The organism is Paenibacillus sp. FSL R7-269 (genome assembly GCF_000517865.1).
Taxonomy (GTDB): Bacteria; Bacillota; Bacilli; order Paenibacillales; family Paenibacillaceae; genus Paenibacillus_AQ.
Genome location: NZ_ASPS01000031.1, coordinates 16682 through 35922, shown reverse-complemented (window position 1 = coordinate 35922; position 19241 = coordinate 16682). Strand labels below are relative to the sequence as shown.

General features: G+C 54.4%; 20 protein-coding genes and 1 pseudogene. 9 read left to right on the top strand and 12 right to left on the bottom strand.

From position 1 onward, the window contains the following. Positions 1-17: 17 nt before the first annotated feature. The 3 genes from C162_RS16170 to C162_RS16160 all read right to left on the bottom strand — a co-directional run bounded on the left by C162_RS16170 (position 18) and on the right by C162_RS16160 (position 2368). Positions 18-1631, bottom strand: coding sequence for an ABC transporter substrate-binding protein (locus C162_RS16170; protein ID WP_036695544.1), 1614 nt, complete (start codon positions 1629-1631; stop codon positions 18-20). Between the two features lie 96 nt (positions 1632-1727). Further along, positions 1728-2153, bottom strand: a complete 426-nt coding sequence (locus C162_RS16165) for a peptidylprolyl isomerase (RefSeq protein WP_036695543.1) — start codon at positions 2151-2153, stop codon at positions 1728-1730. Then, positions 2150-2368, bottom strand: coding sequence for a hypothetical protein (locus tag C162_RS16160; protein ID WP_036695542.1), 219 nt, complete (start codon positions 2366-2368; stop codon positions 2150-2152). Before C162_RS16160 ends, C162_RS16165 begins: the two co-directional genes overlap by 4 nt. A gap of 232 nt (positions 2369-2600) precedes the next feature. Here C162_RS16160 and C162_RS16155 point away from each other — a divergent pair, with 232 nt between their 5' ends. The 6 genes from C162_RS16155 (at position 2601) to C162_RS16135 (ending at position 7469) form a co-directional block, all read left to right on the top strand. After that, a complete protein-coding gene (locus C162_RS16155; RefSeq protein WP_036695541.1) occupies positions 2601-4370 on the top strand; it encodes a glycosyltransferase in 1770 nt (589 codons plus the stop codon). 208 nt (positions 4371-4578) lie between these two features. Then, positions 4579-4920 (top strand): sigma factor-like helix-turn-helix DNA-binding protein, encoded by a 342-nt coding sequence (locus C162_RS16150; protein ID WP_036695540.1) that lies wholly within the window; start codon positions 4579-4581, stop codon positions 4918-4920. Continuing rightward, positions 4863-5084, top strand: a complete 222-nt coding sequence (locus tag C162_RS35985) for a hypothetical protein (RefSeq protein ID WP_156949642.1) — start codon at positions 4863-4865, stop codon at positions 5082-5084. Before C162_RS16150 ends, C162_RS35985 begins: the two co-directional genes overlap by 58 nt. Before the next feature lie 187 nt (positions 5085-5271). Further along, a complete protein-coding gene (locus tag C162_RS34400; RefSeq protein ID WP_051493572.1) occupies positions 5272-6162 on the top strand; it encodes a diguanylate cyclase domain-containing protein in 891 nt (296 codons plus the stop codon). A gap of 33 nt (positions 6163-6195) precedes the next feature. Continuing rightward, positions 6196-6900, top strand: a complete 705-nt coding sequence (locus C162_RS16140; RefSeq protein ID WP_036695539.1) for an MBL fold metallo-hydrolase — start codon at positions 6196-6198, stop codon at positions 6898-6900. A 119-nt stretch (positions 6901-7019) separates the two neighbouring features. After that, positions 7020-7469, top strand: coding sequence for a GNAT family N-acetyltransferase (locus tag C162_RS16135; RefSeq protein ID WP_036695538.1), 450 nt, complete (start codon positions 7020-7022; stop codon positions 7467-7469). Here C162_RS16135 and C162_RS16130 read toward each other — a convergent pair. The 5 genes and pseudogenes from C162_RS16130 to C162_RS16110 all read right to left on the bottom strand — a co-directional run bounded on the left by C162_RS16130 (position 7466) and on the right by C162_RS16110 (position 13337). Beyond that, positions 7466-7846 (bottom strand): hypothetical protein, encoded by a 381-nt coding sequence (locus C162_RS16130; protein ID WP_156949641.1) that lies wholly within the window; start codon positions 7844-7846, stop codon positions 7466-7468. The genes C162_RS16135 and C162_RS16130 overlap by 4 nt on opposite strands. A gap of 324 nt (positions 7847-8170) precedes the next feature. After that, positions 8171-10813 (bottom strand): ATP-dependent chaperone ClpB, encoded by a 2643-nt coding sequence (gene clpB, locus C162_RS16125; RefSeq protein ID WP_036695536.1) that lies wholly within the window; start codon positions 10811-10813, stop codon positions 8171-8173. Between the two features lie 77 nt (positions 10814-10890). Beyond that, complete coding sequence (locus tag C162_RS16120; RefSeq protein WP_036695535.1) at positions 10891-11886, bottom strand: DnaJ C-terminal domain-containing protein; 996 nt, start codon at positions 11884-11886, stop codon at positions 10891-10893. 268 nt (positions 11887-12154) lie between these two features. Beyond that, positions 12155-12607, bottom strand: a pseudogene (locus C162_RS16115) (Hsp20/alpha crystallin family protein). A 175-nt stretch (positions 12608-12782) separates the two neighbouring features. Continuing rightward, a complete protein-coding gene (locus C162_RS16110; RefSeq protein ID WP_036695534.1) occupies positions 12783-13337 on the bottom strand; it encodes a GNAT family N-acetyltransferase in 555 nt (184 codons plus the stop codon). Positions 13338-13442: 105 nt separating this feature from the next. Between C162_RS16110 and pdxR the strand changes: the two genes are divergently transcribed. Next, a complete protein-coding gene (pdxR, locus tag C162_RS16105; protein WP_036695533.1) occupies positions 13443-14900 on the top strand; it encodes a MocR-like pyridoxine biosynthesis transcription factor PdxR in 1458 nt (485 codons plus the stop codon). Between the two features lie 321 nt (positions 14901-15221). Here the strand turns inward: pdxR and C162_RS16100 are convergent, their stop codons facing one another. After that, a complete protein-coding gene (locus tag C162_RS16100; RefSeq protein ID WP_036695532.1) occupies positions 15222-16184 on the bottom strand; it encodes a helix-turn-helix transcriptional regulator in 963 nt (320 codons plus the stop codon). Positions 16185-16298: 114 nt separating this feature from the next. On the opposite strand from C162_RS16100, the gene C162_RS16095 reads away from it, so the two are divergent. Further along, entirely contained in the window at positions 16299-16724 is a 426-nt protein-coding gene (locus tag C162_RS16095; RefSeq protein ID WP_036695531.1) for a VOC family protein, read from the top strand. 67 nt (positions 16725-16791) lie between these two features. Next, positions 16792-17031, top strand: coding sequence for a hypothetical protein (locus C162_RS16090; RefSeq protein ID WP_036695530.1), 240 nt, complete (start codon positions 16792-16794; stop codon positions 17029-17031). Here C162_RS16090 and C162_RS16085 read toward each other — a convergent pair. Genes C162_RS16085 through C162_RS16075 form a run of 3 tightly spaced genes read right to left on the bottom strand, consistent with a single transcriptional unit; the run spans position 17028 to position 19063 of the window. Continuing rightward, complete coding sequence (locus tag C162_RS16085) at positions 17028-17927, bottom strand: DNA-3-methyladenine glycosylase family protein (protein ID WP_036695529.1); 900 nt, start codon at positions 17925-17927, stop codon at positions 17028-17030. The genes C162_RS16090 and C162_RS16085 overlap by 4 nt on opposite strands. Further along, the gene (locus C162_RS37455; RefSeq protein WP_083677835.1) at positions 17908-18492 is read right to left on the bottom strand and encodes a methylated-DNA--[protein]-cysteine S-methyltransferase; all 585 of its coding nucleotides are present in this window, start codon (positions 18490-18492) and stop codon (positions 17908-17910) included. The genes C162_RS16085 and C162_RS37455 overlap by 20 nt, the downstream gene beginning before the upstream one ends. Then, complete coding sequence (locus C162_RS16075) at positions 18473-19063, bottom strand: bifunctional transcriptional activator/DNA repair enzyme AdaA (RefSeq protein ID WP_051493571.1); 591 nt, start codon at positions 19061-19063, stop codon at positions 18473-18475. The genes C162_RS37455 and C162_RS16075 overlap by 20 nt, the downstream gene beginning before the upstream one ends. Between the last annotated feature and the right edge of the window lie 178 nt (positions 19064-19241).

Sequence of the window (19241 nt, the reverse complement as noted above, 5' to 3'; positions counted from 1 at the left end):
TTATTTTGTGAGGCGGATTATTTCTTGTAAATCTTGGACAGGTCTTCGAAGATGACGACCGGCTTCAGGACAGCCTCATCAACTCCGCCGTAAGTCTTAGAGATAGCTACAACAGTCTTTGTATAAGCGATCGGATAGATCGGAGCATCTTCGGCTACCAGTTCCTGTGCTTTCTTGTAGATCTCTGCACGCTTGGCCGGATCTGCTTCGCCTGCACCATCATTCATCAGCTTGTCAACTTCACTGTTGGAATAATGCGAGTAATTGGATGAGCTGCCCGTAGTGAACAGGATACGGTACGCATCCGGATCATACCCCATGATATAGCCGGTCAGGGCCAGCTCATAATCGGTAGCCTTCAAATCAATGAATTTCTGCACCCAGGCCGAGGAATCCATGTTCTGCAATTCAACCTCTACGCCGATTGCCTTCAGCTTCTGCTGCACATACAGCGAGATGGCTTCCTGCGCCTTGTTCCCGCTCTGTACGATATACCGGAGCTTCAGGTTGCTCTCACCGGCAGAAGCCAGCAGTTCCTTCGCCTTGGCAGCATCATTGTCAAAGGTAGGGACTTCGTTCGTGAAGTACAGCGCATCCGGTGTCAGGAAAGACTTTGCCGGATCAGCATATTCGCTGGAAGTGTAAGCTGTCTGGATCAGCTCGTCGCGGCTAAGGGCCAGGGACAGGGCTTGACGGACTTCTTTTTTGGCGAGGGCGCCGGTATCGCTGTTCGCATTGAACATGAGATAAGCGAGGCGGCCTTCGCTATACGGGAGAATCTCAAAATTATTCGTCGCTTGAATCGTAGGAACATCCTTCGGGTCCAGATACTGCACATTAATCTCGCCGTTCTGCAGAGCCAGATTCGCAGCATTGGTATCCTTGGCAATCCGGTAAGTGACCGAATCGAGATGCGGCTTGCCGCCGAAGTAGTTATCGAAGCGTTCCAGCGTCAGGTACTCGCCGGCCTTGTATTCCTTGAATTTGAAGGGACCGGAGCCGACAGGAGAAGCGTTCTTGGTGCTCTTCTCAATGTTGGTCTCATTCTCGTAAATGTGCTTCGGAATCGGGAACACCTGTACCAGCGTTGCTTCAAAAGCCGGGCTGACCTGAGGCAGCTTGAACTCCACAGTCAGGTCATCGACCTTGACGGCCTTGATCGCCTTGTCGCCGATCAGGAAGTTGGCCCGCAGGAAGCTGTTCTGCTTCTCGTCAAGAATACTGTCGATGGTGAACACAACGTCATCTGCCGTCAGCTTCTCTCCATCATGCCAAGTCAATCCATCCTTAAGCTTCAATGTATACGTCAGATTATCGCTTGACGGTGTTAGGCTGTCTGCCAGGTAGAAGGTCTTCTTGCCATTGTTCACCTGGAACAGCGGAGCATACAGTGCCTGGTCAATGGTTAGGCTGACACGGTCACCCGCATAGTTCGGGTTCAGTACCACCGGATCGGAAGCGACCCCTATAATCAGACTGCCTCCATCCTTCGGTTCGCCGGCAGCTGGCTCTTGTGATGCAGCCGGCGTCTGTGCGGCATTGGTAGATGAAGCGTTATTCCCATTGGAACATGCACTGATCATCAGTGTTAATAATATTAGAATAGCAACCCCGGTTATCCCTTTACGCATTGTCTCTTCCTCCATGTCTATGAGCATTGTTACTCGTTGTTGAGCAATTATATATCGGAATACTCGGAATTACAATGTATGAATTTACCATAGACTTTACCAGACGCGGACCTCCTGCATGACCGCTCCGCGCCGCAGGGCATCGACATGCTCCATGCCTTCTGTGACCCTGCCGAATACCGTATGCCAGCCATCCAGATAATCGAACGTATCATAACAGATAAAAAACTGGCAGGACCCCGTACCTGGTCCAAAATGCGCCATAGACAGCGCCCCGCGCACATGCTTATGGGGATTCCCCTGCGTCTCACAGGGAATGGGATCTGTGCCGCCTCTGCCGTTGCGCTCCGGGCAGCCTCCCTGGGCGACGAAGCCGCGAACCACACGCTGAAAGGACAGACCGTTGTAAAAGCCGCTGTTCGCAAGCTTTGCGAAATTGGCTACAGTTCCCGGCGCCTCCTGTTCGAACAGCTGCAGCCGAATCTCCGGTCCCTGCTCCAGACGGATCAGAGCCTGCTTCATGGCGACTCCTCCTCTACACGGCCTGCATTGTCTGACGGTGCACCGATATAGACGGCCGTCTTGGCAGGATGCAACGGCGCATAAATCTCCTCGATATCCTCGTCCACGAGTGGCCTAAGCTCTCCGCCCTCCATATGCAGGAACACCTCAGCGCGCGGATTCATCGCCAGGAGGACATTGATCAATTGCTGTACTTTTAACGTTGGCTTGTCCATCCTCTCACTCCTGCCTGCCCTCTTCCGGGAATTATATATATTAGCGGTATTGTACAACAGCTCAGGGCAGACGGCAATACGGCTCTCCTCTATACATACAGGTTATTATTTCGGGGAAATGGGGAAAGTCCGGTACTTCTCTGAAAATATCGAATACATATAATTGATATCAACTATTTGCGAATCCAAGGGGATGTTCTATCATGTTGACCTTATTCTGGAGTGGCCTGCTATGAATCCGAATAGAATCCGGGTGCTGCTCGGCAGCCCAATCCATCAAAAACCGGCGATCCTGGAGCAATTCCTGAACTCTCTGCTGCGTCTGAACCTGAAGGATATCGATCTTGATTTCTATCTGATTGACGATAACCCGGATGAAGCCGCAAGCGGGCTGCTGCAGCAGTTCGCCCGGAACGGCAGATCCGTCTTCCTGCAATCCTCCGGCTACCATGATGACTATATCCGTGATGAGCATACGCATGTCTGGCACTCCAATCTGATCTGGAAGGTAGCCGGATTCAAGAATCTGATGATCCGGCGGGCGGAGGCCTTCGGCTATGACTACCTGTTCCTGATTGATTCCGATCTGATTCTCCACCCGGATACACTGGTGCACCTGATCGGTACAGGCAAGGATATTATCTCCGAGATTTTCTGGACACAGTGGCAGCCGAATACACTGCTGCAGCCGCAGGTATGGATGCATGACGAATACAACCAGTGGGAGATCCATCCGGGGGAGCAGCTCTCGCCGGAGGAGATTCAGCGCCGCTTTTTTGCTTTTTTGCAGAAGATGCAGCAACCAGGTATCTATGAGGTTGGCGGACTTGGCGCCTGCACACTGATCAGCGGCTCAGCCCTCAGCTCCGGGATCAGCTACGATCCGGTCCGTAATATCTCCTACTGGGGAGAGGACCGTCATTTCTGCATCCGTGCAGCGGCGCTCGGCTTTCCACTTTTCGTGGATACCCACTTCCCGGCGCTGCACCTCTACAGAGACAGCGATCTGGATCTGGTGGCGGAGTTCATCCGGCACACCTCGGGCACGGAAGCAGAGCCGGAGGCCTCACACGAAGCACCCATCTTTGAAGATAGCGATACAACCGCTGATGATGATCTGCCAGATTGCGCAGAGACGGCTCAGCCCCCCGCTGACAAAAGAGTGCAGGAGGCAGCAGCGCAGTGGGAGGTGCTGTGGACCGAAGCCGAAGCCCGGCAGCACTTGTCCAAGGAGCCTCTGCCTTCTGACGCAGGCGGTGACGTAACCGGAGCGGAGAAGAATAATCCGGCAGTTCCTGCTTCCCGCCGGCCCAAGCTGACTCTCACGATGATCGTCAAGAATGAAGGCACCAGGTTCCTGCGCCAGGTGCTCGAGGAGCATCGTAAGTACATCGATGAGGCCGTCATTATCGATGATGCAAGCACAGATGATACAGCCGATATCTGCCGGGAGGCTCTTGAGGGGATTCCGCTCCACCTGATACAGAACCCTGTCTCCCGCTTCCATAATGAATCAGAGCTGCGCAAGCAGCAGTGGGAGGCGGTGGTTAGGACCCGGCCCGAGTGGATTCTCAATCTGGACGGGGATGAGCTGTTCGAGTCATGTTTTCCAGAGGAGATTGATTCCCTGCTACGGACAGCAGATTGCGACTTATTCTGCTTCCGGCTCTACGACTTCTGGGATGAGGCCAGCTACCGCGAGGACAGCTACTGGCAGGCTCACCAGAGCTACCGCCCGTTCCTGCTCCGTTACCGGGAAGACTTCAACTATGCCTGGAATGATCTGCCGCAGCACTGCGGGCGGCTGCCGGAGAATATCTTCGAGCTGTCCCATCAGTTAAGCAACCTGCGTCTGAAGCATCTTGGCTGGTCGAAGCCGGAATTCCGTCTGGAGAAATATCTGCGTTATATGCTGCTGGACCCGGACGCCCAGTACGGCTGGAAGGAGCAGTACCAGTCTATCCTAGATCCGCATCCCCGGCTGGTTCCTTGGAGCGAATAAGGCGCAAAACTAGTCATAAGAAGAACGAAAGAAGCTCCCTATCGGAGCTTCTTCTTTTTTTGCGAATAAGCTTCAGGAAATAAATTACTATAGGTGTGCAGGCAAATATGCTAAAATAACAGAACATAAGTTCGTATTTCGGTTGTAAAATATAGCCTAATATTTCCCTATTATTAGAAAGATATATAGATGAGGAGGCGTAACGGCAATGGAACAGCAAATGATACAGCGTTACCGGCAGGAAATCTATCGAATCGGCTGGCGCTTACAATACCGCAGCAAGCGAACCCGACGGCATGAATGTACCTTCATGGATATCCGCCCGGCTCAGCGGGATGAAACGGAGGAGATGATTAACCGGTTGTCCGTTGAGCAGCTATTAGATACACTTCCAACCAAAGGAAAGGTGATTCTGCAGAAGATTTATCTGCAGGAAATGACAGAAGCTGAGGTCGCGGCACAGCTGCATATGAGTCAACAGGGGGTTAACAAATGGAAGCAAAAAATGCTCCAGCAGCTATCACAGACAGCGAATTCGCAGACCTTCTGACAGGCGTCCGTCTGAAACAGCCGGAGGCCATGCTCCAGATCATTGAACTATTTCAGGAGGACATCGAAATGGTCAGTCAGTGCATTCTTCTCCCGCGGGAGGATGTCATTTCACATATTGTGACGGAGATTCTTAACTTCATACAGGCCGGGGATAGCACATGAACAAGCGGGCAAATGCCACCCTATAGTGGCACTGCCCGCTTGTTATCTATTAGGAATAGCTAATCTATCAGGCAAGACCGGCATTCATGCCGGCTGTACCCTAGGTATTGACATTCCTGCTAGGGTAAGGTTTATGGTTACTATAAGAAGTTCCGGCCGGAATAACTTATGAAAGGGTGTTCATGCGTTGAAGATCGGAGAGTTCGCAGAACTGAATAAGGTTACCACCAAAATGCTCCGGCACTACGACGAGATCGGTCTGCTTCATGACGCAGCGATCGATCCCGGGACAGGCTACCGCTTCTATACCCCGGAGCAATCACATCCTCTGAACTGGATCATGATTCTGAAGAGCCTCGATTTCACTCTGGGAGAAATCAGGGAGCTCTTAAGCGGACCTGTGGACAGCCTAATCCTCATCCGTCAGCTTGTACGCAAGCGCATCGGGATTACGTCGGCCTTAAATGAACAAATCCAGAAGAAACTGGCCATAGACCGTCTAATTACCCTCATTGAGAAGGAAGGGTTCGAAATGAATAAGACCATCCATTTACAGAAGCTAGGGCTAACAGATATACATGTAATCAAAAAGAACATGCCCAATATGGAAATGTTCCTCGAAAATGTAGCCGGTATTGCAGCAGAATCTGCGGGCAGTGATATCCACTCGGTGATCCGCTTCGATATCAGCCACTTCAAACAAGTGAATGACGACTACGGCTTCGACATAGGGGATAAAGTCATTGTCGCCTGCTATCAATTAATTAAAGCGGCCGTCCATAAGCATCTGGGTCATGCTACGATTGGACGCGCACACGGGGATGAATTCATTGTGTTCGCCATAGCGGACAAGGACAGTGCCAGCTTGGCTGCCCAAAGCATCATAAACGATATGAAAAGCTTCGATTTCACCGCTATCGGCTGCTTGAGGCCCATGGGATGTTACATCGGAGGTCTGGTCGGTCCGTTCGGAGCCGGCACCGATATCCGCACCATTATCGAGGCTTCCATCGAGACTCTAGACCGGGCACGGCGAAATGGGGTACACTCATTAAATATTGAATCTTACATTGTATAACTCGAATGCCACAAGAAGGGGCGGAACCCATCCATGGAACTCTACGCCGTAAAAATTGGTGAATCTTCATTTCGCTTAAGCAACATATACCGCGATATGAAACATTCGGAGGAAGCAGTCCAGATTGCGTGGTCATTTTATATTGCCAAGCATAATAATAAAACAATCTGTATCGATACAGGCTTACGCGATGAGAATGTGGCACAGCAATGGGGAATTACACTAACAGACGTTGCAGACGAGTTAAGAGGCATCATTGGCAATCTAAGCTCCGTAGATACAGTCATCATTACGCATAGTCACTTTGACCATATTGAGAATCTTGACTTGTTTGATAAACCTGAAATTATCATTTCAAAAACCGACTATGAAACTGCGCTACAGCAATGCTCGCCGGCCATCAAGGAGAAGCTGCTTCAAGGCCGGGTTGTCACCGTAGACAACGAATATATTTACGACAACCAGTTCAGATTCAAGGTGATCGGCGGGCATAGCCCTGGTTCGTCGGTGGTTTACTTTGAATCGGTTCATACCAACTATATAATTACCGGCGATGAATGCTACTGGTGCGATAATTTGCTAAGCAATCGGCCGAACGGGGTTTTTTCGAGTACAGAAAATAACGAAATGTTTCTAAATGAGGCTCATCACAACGGATTCATTCCGCTCCCATTCCATGATCTGCAAATATTCGAACACTATCCGGCTGTTTCTAACAATATAGTGAGAATCCTTTAGATTTTGGATATGGTCATCCTTTATGGATGGCCTTTTTTGTCGGATATGTCTATCACGTGTTGAGTTATTATACTAATAGTTGTATTATTATTCAATATTCACAAAGAAGGAGCACACCTATGCCATTAATAATCAGAAACGCTGAGCCTAATGATATAAGCAGTCTGACCGAGCTGATGTATGAATACATCGTTGGTTTTTATCAGAACCCCAAACCTCCTGCCGATAAAATCAGCTCTTTAATCCAGACCCTTTTTGACCAGCAGCAGGGGGTGCAGCTCGTGGCAGAGCAGAATGGAGAGTTGGTCGGCTTTGCTACCCTATTCTTTACATTCAGCACTATGAAAGCAGATAAAATCAGTGTTATGAACGACCTCTTCGTAAGAGAACCCTTTAGAGATACCGAAGTGGAATCACAACTATTCCTGGCATGTCAACAGTACTCACAGAATCATGGATATGCCAACATGACTTGGATTACTTCTACTAATAACAAACGTGCTCAAAGCTTCTTTGAAAACATGAACGCGGTCAAAGGGAAGGATTGGGTTCACTACTCCCTTATCTAAATCAACGCGTCGAAATGGCCCTCTGCGTCTACTGTCGCTGTCCGGGGATCGGTCAGACCGATGCCCTTAAGGCCTCCCTTTCCCTCAGTCCGCCAGGGCGGAGTATGATCCTGAAGCGGGGGAGCAGGTACAAATGAAGCCGAAGCGGTACTCCCGCTTTTCTGCACCAGATGGGCCTCCAGCTGCCGTATTTGCCGCTGCAGCTGCTCCCGGCGATAAGGAGTCTGCATCTCTCCGCCCTGCGCCGCATTCACCTTGTCCAGCTCCATCAGCAGCCGGTTGCGCTGCTTCTCCAGAGAACTGACATCACTCTGTGTGCTGCCATAAGCTGTAGTGGCCTGTACCGGGCTGATACCGGATACCGTCTGTGCCGCCATGATCTCTCCCCCCGTTTCCTTGGCTTCTGCTTCAAATCCAGCCATATTCGAAAGTTCTAATCATTTCTATTACCCGGTAGCCCCAGCCATGACAACATTTCAACCACATATTTACAAAGAATCGTCGTATAGTCTCAGTCAGATGCTGATTGGACTATACCAAAGGCCTAGCCGGGAGGTCTGTAAAAGCGCCAAAGGCCCATGCTAGCGTTGCCCCGCACCGCTAGCATGGGCAGTTCCGCCTCAATAAGGCAGAACGCTTTTTGTGGATGCTTTGTAGATTGCCGCTGTCTCCTTAGGGGAGGCGCCGGGGCCCATTACATTTCACATCGATCCTACTGTCTTCGCAGACTCTGATTTCGCTATTGCAACGGTCAGCTCGCCGTCCGCTTCGTCCACCGTCATTACCGAGCCTTCTTCCGCTTCTCCGGCGATCAGCGCGCGCGCTACCCGGGTCTCCAGGCTGCGCTGAATGAACCGCTTCAGCGGTCTAGCCCCATAGACGGAATCGAAGCCTTCCTCGGCAATGAAGCGGACCGCCTTGTCACTCAGCTTAAGACCGATGTTCCGCTCGGAGAGACGCAGACGCAGGCCATCGACCAGCTTAACCACAATTCTCTGGGTCTCGCCCAGTGTCAGCGGCTTAAACATCACGATATCATCCACCCGGTTCAGGAACTCCGGACGGAAATGTCCGCTCAGCTCCTTCATGACCCGGTCCTTCACGGCTTCGGTCAGCTCGCCGTTGTCGTCCGTGCCCTGAATCAGATGAGGCGAGCCGATGTTGGAAGTCATGATGATGATCGTGTTCTTGAAGTCGACCATCCGGCCCTGCGAATCGGTCATCCGTCCGTCATCCAGCAGCTGCAGCAAAATGTTGAATACATCCGGGTGCGCCTTCTCCACCTCATCCAGCAGCACCACCGTATACGGCTGGCGGCGCACCGCTTCGGTCAGCTGGCCGCCTTCTTCATAGCCGACATATCCCGGAGGAGCACCCACGAGGCGGGAGACACTATGCTTCTCCATATACTCCGACATATCGATACGGATCATGCCGTCCTCGCGGTCGAACAGCGATACCGCCAGCGCTTTGGCCAGCTCCGTCTTCCCGACCCCGGTCGGCCCGAGGAACAGGAACGAGCCGATCGGACGGTTCGGGTCCTTGATGCCGGCTCTTGCCCGAAGAACGGCATCGGCTACCAGCCGGACCGTCTCATCCTGCCCGACTACCCGCTCATGCAGCGTATCCTCCAGCCGCAGCAGCTTATCCCGCTCGCCTTCCACCAGTCTGCTTACGGGAACTCCCGTCCAGCGCGAGACAATATCGGCGATCTCCTCCTCCGTCACGGCTTCACGCAGCAGCCGGGTCTCCTGATCCTGCTGCGCCGCTTCCTCCGCGCCCTTAAGCTGCCGCTCCAGATCAGGAATAATCCCATAGCTTAATTCAGCCGATTTGTTGAGATCATAGATCTCCTGCGCATCGACCAGATCCTTGCGGGCCTGCTCCAGCCGCTTTTTCAGGTCGCGGATGCCCTGAATGGCCGATTTCTCCTTCTCCCAGCGGGCTGTCATCCCCAGATGCTTCTCCTTGAGGTCAGCCAGCTCCCGCTGGAGGTTCTCCAGACGGCGCGCACTGGCGTCGTCAGTTTCTTTTTTGAGCGCAGCCTCCTCAATCTCCATCTGCATCAGACGGCGGGTCACCTCATCCATCTCGCCGGGCATGGAGTCAATCTCCGTGCGGATCATCGCGCAGGCTTCATCGACCAGGTCAATCGCCTTATCCGGCAGGAAGCGGTCGGTGATGTAACGGTTAGACAGTACACCGGCTGCGACCAGAGCGCTGTCATAGATTTTGACCCCGTGATGCACCTCGAAGCGTTCCTTCAAGCCGCGCAGAATCGAAATGGTATCCTCGACATCCGGCTCACTGACCAACACCTGCTGGAAGCGGCGTTCGAGCGCCGGGTCCTTCTCGATATATTTGCGGTACTCATCCAGCGTGGTCGCCCCGATACAATGCAGCTCGCCCCGGGCCAGCATCGGCTTCAGCATGTTACCCGCATCCATGGCTCCCTCTGTCTTGCCTGCACCAACAATCGTATGCAGCTCGTCAATGAACAGGATAATCCGCCCGTCACTCTCGCGGATCTCCTTCAGCACCGCCTGCAGCCGCTCCTCGAATTCCCCCCTGTATTTCGCACCGGCAATCAGTGCACTCATATCCAGCGAGAAAATCGTCTTGTCCTTCAGTCCCTCCGGCACATCCCGGCGGACAATCCGGTGGGCCAGCCCTTCGACAATTGCTGTCTTGCCGACACCCGGCTCTCCGATCAGGACAGGGTTATTCTTGGTCTTGCGGGAGAGGATGCGGATCACCCGGCGAATCTCGGCATCGCGTCCGATGACCGGATCGATCTTGCCTGCCCGCACCTCGGCTACGAGATCGCGGCCGTACTTCTCCAGTACCTCATAAGTTGCCTCCGGCTCCCGGCTGGTCACCCGCTGGTGTCCGCGGATCTCCGCAAGCACACCGAGCAGCTTCTCCCGGGTAACGCCCCGGCTGGTGAATAATCCGCGCAGCTCGCGGTTCCCGCTGCTTGAATCCGAGGCCATCGCCAGGACCGCATGCTCCACCGCAACGAATTCGTCCTGCATCTTGGCCGCTTCCTGCTCCGCCTGCTCCAGCATGGCAATCAGCGCAGGCGAGGCATACCGCCGCATGGTGCCTGCTCCGCTCCCGCTTACGCTGGGTTTGCGCTGGAGCAACGCCTCCGTACCTTGCAGCAGCTCGGCTGCGGGAACATTCATCTTCTGCAGCAGCCGGGGCAGCAGGCCCTCATGCTGGTGCAGCAAGGCCTTCAGCAGATGAAGATTGTCAATCTCCTGATGCCCGCCGGAAGCCGCCAGCGACTGTGCCTCCGCCACGGCCTCTTGCAGCTTCTGGGTAAGTTTATTGAAATCCATTAGAATCATCGCCTTTCTACAATGTATATGTTAATCAGCCGGATGCCCGGCTGTTATTTACTGAATCAGAATATGCCTTACCGTGTTGCGGCTCTGCGCCGCTGCGCTCCGCCGGAGGTGCGCCGTTTCGCACCCGCCTGAAAGCTCCCGGACTCCGCCAGCTGGCGGTACAGCTTCTTCTCTGCCTCGGTCGTTCCGGCCGGAATGACCATCTCCATCCGGAACAGGATGTCACCATTCGTTCCGTCCGGACGTCTCAGCCCCTTGCCGGAGAGGCGCAGCGATCCGCCGCTGGCTATACCGGCAGGGATCTTCAGCTTCACGCTGCTGCCGTCCGGGAGCGCCACCTTGGCTTCCCCGCCAAGCACAGCCTGCCAGGGGGCGATCTCAACCGTGCCGAGCAGATCCCCGCCGTCAGGATCATAGATCTCGTGCGGCAGGAGATGCAGCGAGATTAGCAGATCGCTGCCCTGCCCGGCTCCGCTTCCACCGCCGGGTACCCGAATGACGGTCCCTTCCGCCGAGCGTGCAGGAATCTGTACATTCAGGTCCTTGCCTGCCGCCTGAACGCTGATATTACCGCCTTTGTAGGCCTGCTCCAGCGTAATCTCAAGCTGGGCCTGCATCGTACTGAACTCATCCCCCCACGGGCTTCCGCCTGGACGGGCGCCACTGCCGCCCGAGAAGAAGCCGGCGCGGTCAGCCGCGCCCCGGCTGCCGAAGAACATCCCGAACAGATCCTCTTCGGGTATACCACCGGAAGAGGCGGCTCCGCTGCTCCAGCCCGCGCCAAACGGCGATTCCCATGACGCAGAGGAGGCTGATCCATGGCTGCGCTGACCCCGTGAGCCTGCTGCGGCTCCATAGCGGAGCTCCTCATCATAGATTTTGCGCTTCGCTTCATCGCCCAGCACCTCATATGCCTCGGCTGCTTCCTTGAATTTCGCCTCTGCCTCCGGGGCCTTGTTGACATCGGGATGCCATTTTTTGGCCAGCTTCTGATAGGCCTTCTTGATCTCCTGCTTCGAGGCCTTCTGATCTACCCCAAGATGCTCATAGTAATTTGCCGCCACCGGGACCTCCTCCTTTCGTGTAATGAGAACCTTCCATCTTCCTCCGGGAAAAGACGCATTATAGCCGGAACCCCCACTACAATGCGTCTAATATGAAGTGCTATATGAAAAGCCCGGTAAAATCCTGCTGCCGCCCGGTGAACCGGATAGGCCAGCGGCTTCAGCCGCTAAGCCCTGAGTTCCTGCGGAAGCGGCAGCTTCAACCGGACTTGAATGTCCATCTGCTTCTTAAGGCTCCCCTGACGCTTACTGAAGCTCTTTCCGGCCCTTAAGCATCGCCGCCGTCCTGAATTTCGATCCGTTTGCCCTGGGACTTCTGCCGTTTCGGCACCTCCAGGCTCAGCACACCGTCCTTCAGAGAAGCACGGATGTCTTCCTCTGCAATATCCTGGACGTAGAACCGGCGTACATATTCGCCAACCCGCCGTTCGCGGCGCACCATCTAATGCTCCTTATTCTCCTCATTGCTCTCTTCTGTGCGAACCGCCTTGATCGAGAGGTAAGGGCTGGAATAATCAATGTCGATTTCTTCTTTGCGGAAGCCCGGAAGCTCGGCCTCGATCAGATATGCCCCTTCACTCTCCCGGATGTCGGTCCGGAAAGACAGCGCGTTACTTGTCAGCGGTGCGAAAAAATCATCATTAAACACTTCGTTCAGCGACTTCGCCAGCACACCAAAAGCATCATCTCTACGTTTACCAAAAGGAACCAAATCAAACATCTTTCATTCTCCTCTCATTTGACTTTGTCTGACCTATGGCTTTATTATAGCCTGCACCCCCGGAGAAAACAAAACCGGTATAAGCCGAAAATCCGGGAAAATCCGGCGTTTCGGCTCGTTTTTTATAATAAATTTTAACATTATTAAATATTTGACCTTATTTGACCTTCCTGTTCTACTTCAAATAACGCTCCCGGTATTCACTCTCCAGCATGCCCATCATAATCACATCATGATACTCATGGTTATAGAACAGCGTCTGACGCCGCAGCCCCTCCTGCACGAACCCGATGGACTCATAGACATGCGCAGCACGGGCATTATAACTGTAGACCTCCAGCTCAATCCTGTGCAGATTCAGAATGCCGAAGCCATAGTCCAGCATTAGCAGCAGCGCTTCACGCCCATATCCTTGTCCCTGATGCCGCTCGTCCCCGATGGCGATACGCAGATTGGCATTCCGGTTATCCCCATCGATATCCTGAATGGCGATGTCGCCGATAATCTCGTCGTTCTCCTTCAGCGCGATCAGCAGCAGCACCGTACTGTCATCCCCGGATTTATGGGCAATATACTGCTCAATCTGCTCCTTGGTGATATGCTTTTTCGTTCCTGTAAGCCTGCGGACTTCCGTGCCATAGAACATATGGTAATACATTTCGGCATCTTCCCCGTTAAGCGGGCGCAAATATACCTTATCCCCTGTTACAAGCCTTGAATGACCATTCATCTCTGTCCACTCCCACTGTCGTAATTGCTTTTATCGTAATATAAATCTGTATACTATAAAATATACAGAAACGTCCAATTTCAAAGGACAGATGGAAGGTGAAGCATGCTGCTTGTCCCGGATCTGAATGAACACAGCGAGACCCCTTACTATATACAGCTCTATGATTATCTGGCAAAAGCAATCCTGAGCGGCAGCCTCCAGAGCGGGATGCGCCTGCCTTCTATCCGCCGTCTGGCGGCGTTATGCGGAATCAGCGCCACTCCGGTGGAGCTTGCTTACCAGCAGCTTCTGGCAGAGGGCTTCATCGCCAGCAAGCCGCGCAGCGGCTATTACATCCTGCCCGTTCACCAGGAAGGCAGCACTGCTCCTGGCGGGGAACGGCCCAGTCCGGCCCCCCGCCCGATCACGCCCCGGGATTCACGGCACTACGCGTATGATTTCCATATGTCGCACAATGATTTCTCCCTGTTCCCGCATAAAATATGGCGCAGTCTCTACCAGGAGCAGCTGGCGAATCCAGACCTGCTCCAGTACGGCGACCCCCAAGGAGAGCCTGCCCTCCGCGCAAGCATCGCCGCCCATCTGCGGCAATTCCGCGGGCTGCGCTGCACGGAGAAGCAGATTGTAGTCGGCGGCGACCAGTATACGCTGTGTTCTTTGCTATGTCTGCTGCTGAAGGGAAGGGTTAACGGACTGGGTATCGAAGATCCGGGGTACCACCTGCTGCCAGCGGCATTCCGGCGGAGCGGATACAGCATCTTGCCGATTCCGCTCGAGGAGGACGGATTGCAGCTAGACAAGCTGTACAGCAGCGGGGCAAATGCTGTGTACATCTCGCCGTCCCACCAGTTTCCCCGGGGGATGACCATGCCGATCACCAAACGCCTCGCATTGCTGGAGTGGGCCCGGTCCACAGGCGGCTATATCATCGAAGATGATTATGACGGGGAGTTCCGTTATCACGGGCGGCCGATCCCTGCGCTGCAGGGGCTTGCCGAGGGCAGCCCGGTGATCTATATGTGCAGCTTCGCCCAGTCGGTGACTCCTGCCTTATGTATTCACTACATGGTTCTGCCGGAGGAGCTGCTGCCGGACTACCACAGCCTGAGAAGCGAGCTGTACCTGGAGCATTCGGCCTCCCGGCTTCATCAGATTGCGCTGCATTATTTCATGGAGCGGGGGCATTTCGAGCAGCACCTGCGCCGGATGCGCCTGCTCTATCAGCGCAAGCATGACCTGCTGCTGCGTTCGGTCAGGCAGCATTTCGGTGATGCCGCAGTACTCAGCGGAACGGATGCCGGATTCCATCTGCTGCTGACCTTTAAGCCGCCCGAAGCAGAAGTTGGCTCCAGAGTCAGCAGCAGAGTTAGCATTAGCACCAGCGCCAGAGAGCTTGCTGCCGCAGCGGAAGCCGAGGACATTCGCGTTACCCCCATGTCCTACACCTGGTGGGGCAAGCCGGACTACGATCAGCCTGAATTCATCCTGGGCTTCGGCGGGATCGCTGAGGACCTGATCGATGAAGGCATCCGCAGATTGGCGGTGGCATGGCTGGGCTAGCAGAGCATCAGATTTAAACCTCATTCCTGCGCAAACATTCGGATACTATAGGCGCTGGAACAGCAGTAACTGTATTCTATACAATGGAATGATGTCAAAACAGCTTCGAAATAGATTCTATTGTATTCGGTACAATGGATTGTTGAACAGAGACTATTTTTCGCCCAAAATGCCATGTTCTAATGTACGAAATACAACAGAATATCATTTTACGGTCAAATATAAGCTTTCTGTTGCAGGAAATACAATCAGCTACTTTTATCTCCAGCGAGAGGTCGGTGACGGGTGCAGGAGCTGCCTAATATCTTAAGGGCTTTTAGATCAACTATACTTCTCCAGCATATCCGCAAGCGTCCGCTTCACCTCAGCCACCAGCTCCGGCGGCTCCTGCACCGTAGCCTCGCTGCATAGGCCAATCACAAAACGCGCGAAGAAGCCCAGATCACTTCCCGGAATCTCGCCCTCCAGCCAGCCTGTGCCATCTTCACGCATATGCAGCAGCACCGGGGACCATACCTCCCCTTCGCAGGCCTGAACCCCCTCACTGCCCAGCTCCACGTATAGCTTGATAAGTCTATGCTCTGTCTGCGGCGGCGGCGGACTGCCGTATTCCTCCATATTGTCCAAGTGGATATGACGAAGATCAAGCGCGGCCGGTCCCGCTTCATCATATCCGGCAGACTGAATCCGGTCACAGCGGAAGATCCGGATGCCGCTCCGCAGGAAACAATACGCCGGACAATACCACAGGCCGTTACTGGCATAGATGCCAACGGGCTGAATCCACCTTTGCTGCCGCCGGGCCTTTGACTGGTAATCGATCAGCAGCACTTTTTGCCCGGTGGCCGCTTCCAGCAGTTGGGGCAGATAAGGGAATTCCGCCTGCCGCGCCGGGGTCAGGAAATCGATCCGGTGCTTCATCTCGTCAATCCGGTCACGGACATCGCCAGACATGTAGTTATAGAATTTGTGCAGGGCGGATAAGGATTCTTCCTTGAAGGGGAGATACTTATAATGGCGCAGGGCATGGCTGGCAAAAAAAATCGCCACCGCCTCTTCCTCCGTGAACGCAATCGGCGGCAGGATTCTCTCGCTTAGTACCTGATACCCCCCATGCGGCCCCACTTCGGAATAGAGCGGTACGCCCAGCTCCCCCAGCTCCTGCAAATCCCTAAGGATTGTGCGTGAAGAGACTTGGAATTCGTCAGCCAGCTCCCTTACGGTGAATTTGCGCTTGCGGTTGACGGTCATCATCAGGTCCAGCAGCCTTTTGGATTTCGACACAGGGTTCACTCCATTTATATTTTAACTATGACAAGACCTGTCACTATTAGAGTCTACACTATAACCATAGCCGGTTAGTACAGGCAAATATACCTTCCAAGGAGCGAACAAGACATGAAGCTGCAAATGAACCCTTATATTCTGGTGGATGGATCTGCTGAGGAGGCGATAGCCTTTTATCAGGAGGCGCTTGGCGCTGTGGTGCTGTTCAAGCAAACAATGGGCGAAGGCCCGCAGAATCCGGACGCCCCCATGACGGAGCAGGAGAAGGCGCAGATTGCCCATGCCGTGTTACTGGCGGGAGAGACGAAGTTTTTTGTGGCGGATTATGAGCCGGGTATGCCGCGCAGCCGGGGCAACAGCATCAATGTGTGTCTCTCGGTGGAAACCGAGGTTGAAGCACAGCAGCTATTCAACTCACTGAAGGCAGGCGGCACCGTCGATATCGAGCTGGCCCCGGCCTACTACAGTCCCGCATACGGCATGGTGACCGATAAGTTCGGCGTATGCTTCCAGATCTTCACGATGAACGGGCGGTGAGGCTGTTGAGGCTGAGGTAACATCGGGCCGATGGGCATTGCGGGCAACACACATTGGGGGAAATACTATGCTCAAAGCCGATGTGCCTGTGCGCTGGCCGAATGTAATCGGTTTTTCGATTACATTCGCCCCGGTAACCATCGCGCCGTCCAATATAATCGGTTTTTCGATTACATTCGGCCCGGTAGCCATCGCGCCGTCCATTTGTGGTCGGTTTTCCCACCACATCCGCATTGGGCAGATCAGCCGCAACAACGCAGACAAAGCCCTGTCCCCCGGAATCCGGCGAGACAGGGCTTTGTTCTAATATAACGCCCGCCACAAGTAAAAGGTGGCGTATGCTTCCCAACCCTGCCACGGCCGGGCCAGCTCCAGCAGCTCCGCCGGTGTCGGCTTGCGGTCCATGCCGGTCAGATGCTTGATCACGTTCTGCAGGCCAACATCGCCGACCGGATAAGAGGATGCATCGCGCAGGCAGCGCATACGGACATATTGCGAGGTCCACGGGCCGATCCCGCGGATCTGCAGCAGCCGCTGCTCGGCGGCAGCCGGGGACGGAAGCCCCAGGAGTTCCTCCCGGCTCAGCTCCCCGGCTGCGATCAGCCCGGCGACCGTAAGAATCGTCTGCGCCTTACTGCGGGTTAACTGCAAAGCGCATAATTCCTCTAGCTGCACCTGCGCGAACACCTGCGGTGCGGGGAACCGGTAGTAGGTCTGCCCCTCCCATTCCAGCGCTTCCCCGTATTCAGCGGTCAGCCGCTGCTTCAGCCTGTAGGCAAAAGCCAGATTCACCTGCTGCCCCAGAATCGCCCAGCATAACGCCTCGAACAGATCCGGGATGCCGATGATCCGCAGCCCCCGGTGCTCACTTGCCAGCGGCCCGAGCAGCGGGTCCGCTGCCGCCAGCGTGTAGAACGGGGCAAGGTCCCGGTCCAGATCAAACCACTCCACAATGTAGCGGGCCAACGCCTCCTGCTCCAGTGCACCAGGAATCGCCCCATGCAGCAGGGTTACACACAGCTTGTGATCCTCGGACACACTGAGCCTCACCAGAAGCGGGCCGCCCTCTATCCTGAACATCCGGCTGACGCCTGCTTCATCCGTGCGGAACAGGCATTCCAGCGGCGAGCGGTTCATGTACTCCAGACAGGCCCCCAGGTCAAAGTCTGCCGGCAGCGGCAGCTCAAAAAGCAAATCGTTCATGACCAGCCGCCTTTACATTCAGAATCCCCTCCAGCTGGAGTAATTCCTGCTTCATCTGGAGTCCGCCCCGGAAGCCGGTTAAGGTACCGTTCGCGCCAATCACCCGGTGGCAGGGTACAATAACCGGCACCGGGTTCTGCCCGTTGGCCGCACCGACAGCACGAACTGCCAACGGTCTGCCGATCCGCTCAGCTAATTGCTTGTAGCTGGCCGTCTCCCCATGCGGGATGGTAAGCAGCCCCCGCCACACCTCCTGCTGAAACGGAGTGCCCCACAGATCCAGCTCCACACTGCTGAAATCTACCGGCTCTCCGGCAAAATAACGCTCCAGTAGCGTTATCACTCCAAGCTGCTCAAATCTACCGGCATCCTCTATGAGCTCATGGGCAGGCGCATACATTTTCAACCATGTGGCAGGTAATTGCCCTTCGTCCTGCGGGAAGGATAAGCGGATCAGTCCTTTATCGCTGGCCCACAGGGTCCACTCTCCGTTTCCGGGATTCAGGGTATGATGATAAATCGTAATAGTATTTGTACTCCGGCTGTTATTCCGGCTTGGGTTCATGTTGGTTTCCTCCTTCGTTATGCTTGCTGCGGTACTCTGTAGGGGACAGCCCCGTCTTCTTCACGAACCAGGCGGCAAAATGAGAGGGCGTACGGAACCCCACAGCCCCGCCAACTTCAGCCATTCCCGCCGCAGTCTGCGTCAGCAGCCTGCAGGCTTCATCCGTGCGCAGCGTGTCCAGTCTGGCAGCAGGTGACAGGCCGGCAACCCGCTTATAGGTGCGCTGCAGGTGGAACGGGCTGACCTTCAGCTCTGCGGCCATCGACTGGAGGGTCAGCTTGCTGCCGAACCGCCCGTCCATAATGGCATCTGCCTGCGCCGCCAGGACCGCGTCCGGCCGGAGGGTGCCGCCTTCCTCGGGGCGGCATCTTTTGCAGGGACGAAAGCCTGACGAAATAGCCTCCTGCAAGGAGCCATAGAATATAACATTCGTTGCCTTCGGTGTTCTCGCCCGGCAGGACGGACGGCATACAATATGGGTCGTCAGCACCGCCGTATAGTAGATCCCGTCATAGGTCGGCTCGCGCCGCACTACCGTTTCATAGATATGCTCGAACAATTGCGGGTCCATCCCCATCACCTCTTACCGCCAGTATAAACGATTCGTTTCGGCTTATGCAGCCTATTGCAATAGGAGAGCAAGATTACGACAGTGAGGCAGATGGACAAACAATTGGAAAAACGTAATTTACCTAGCCGATTTCCGGGCAATACGAGGAAGAAAGTGGAAAACCGCGGCTAATAATGCT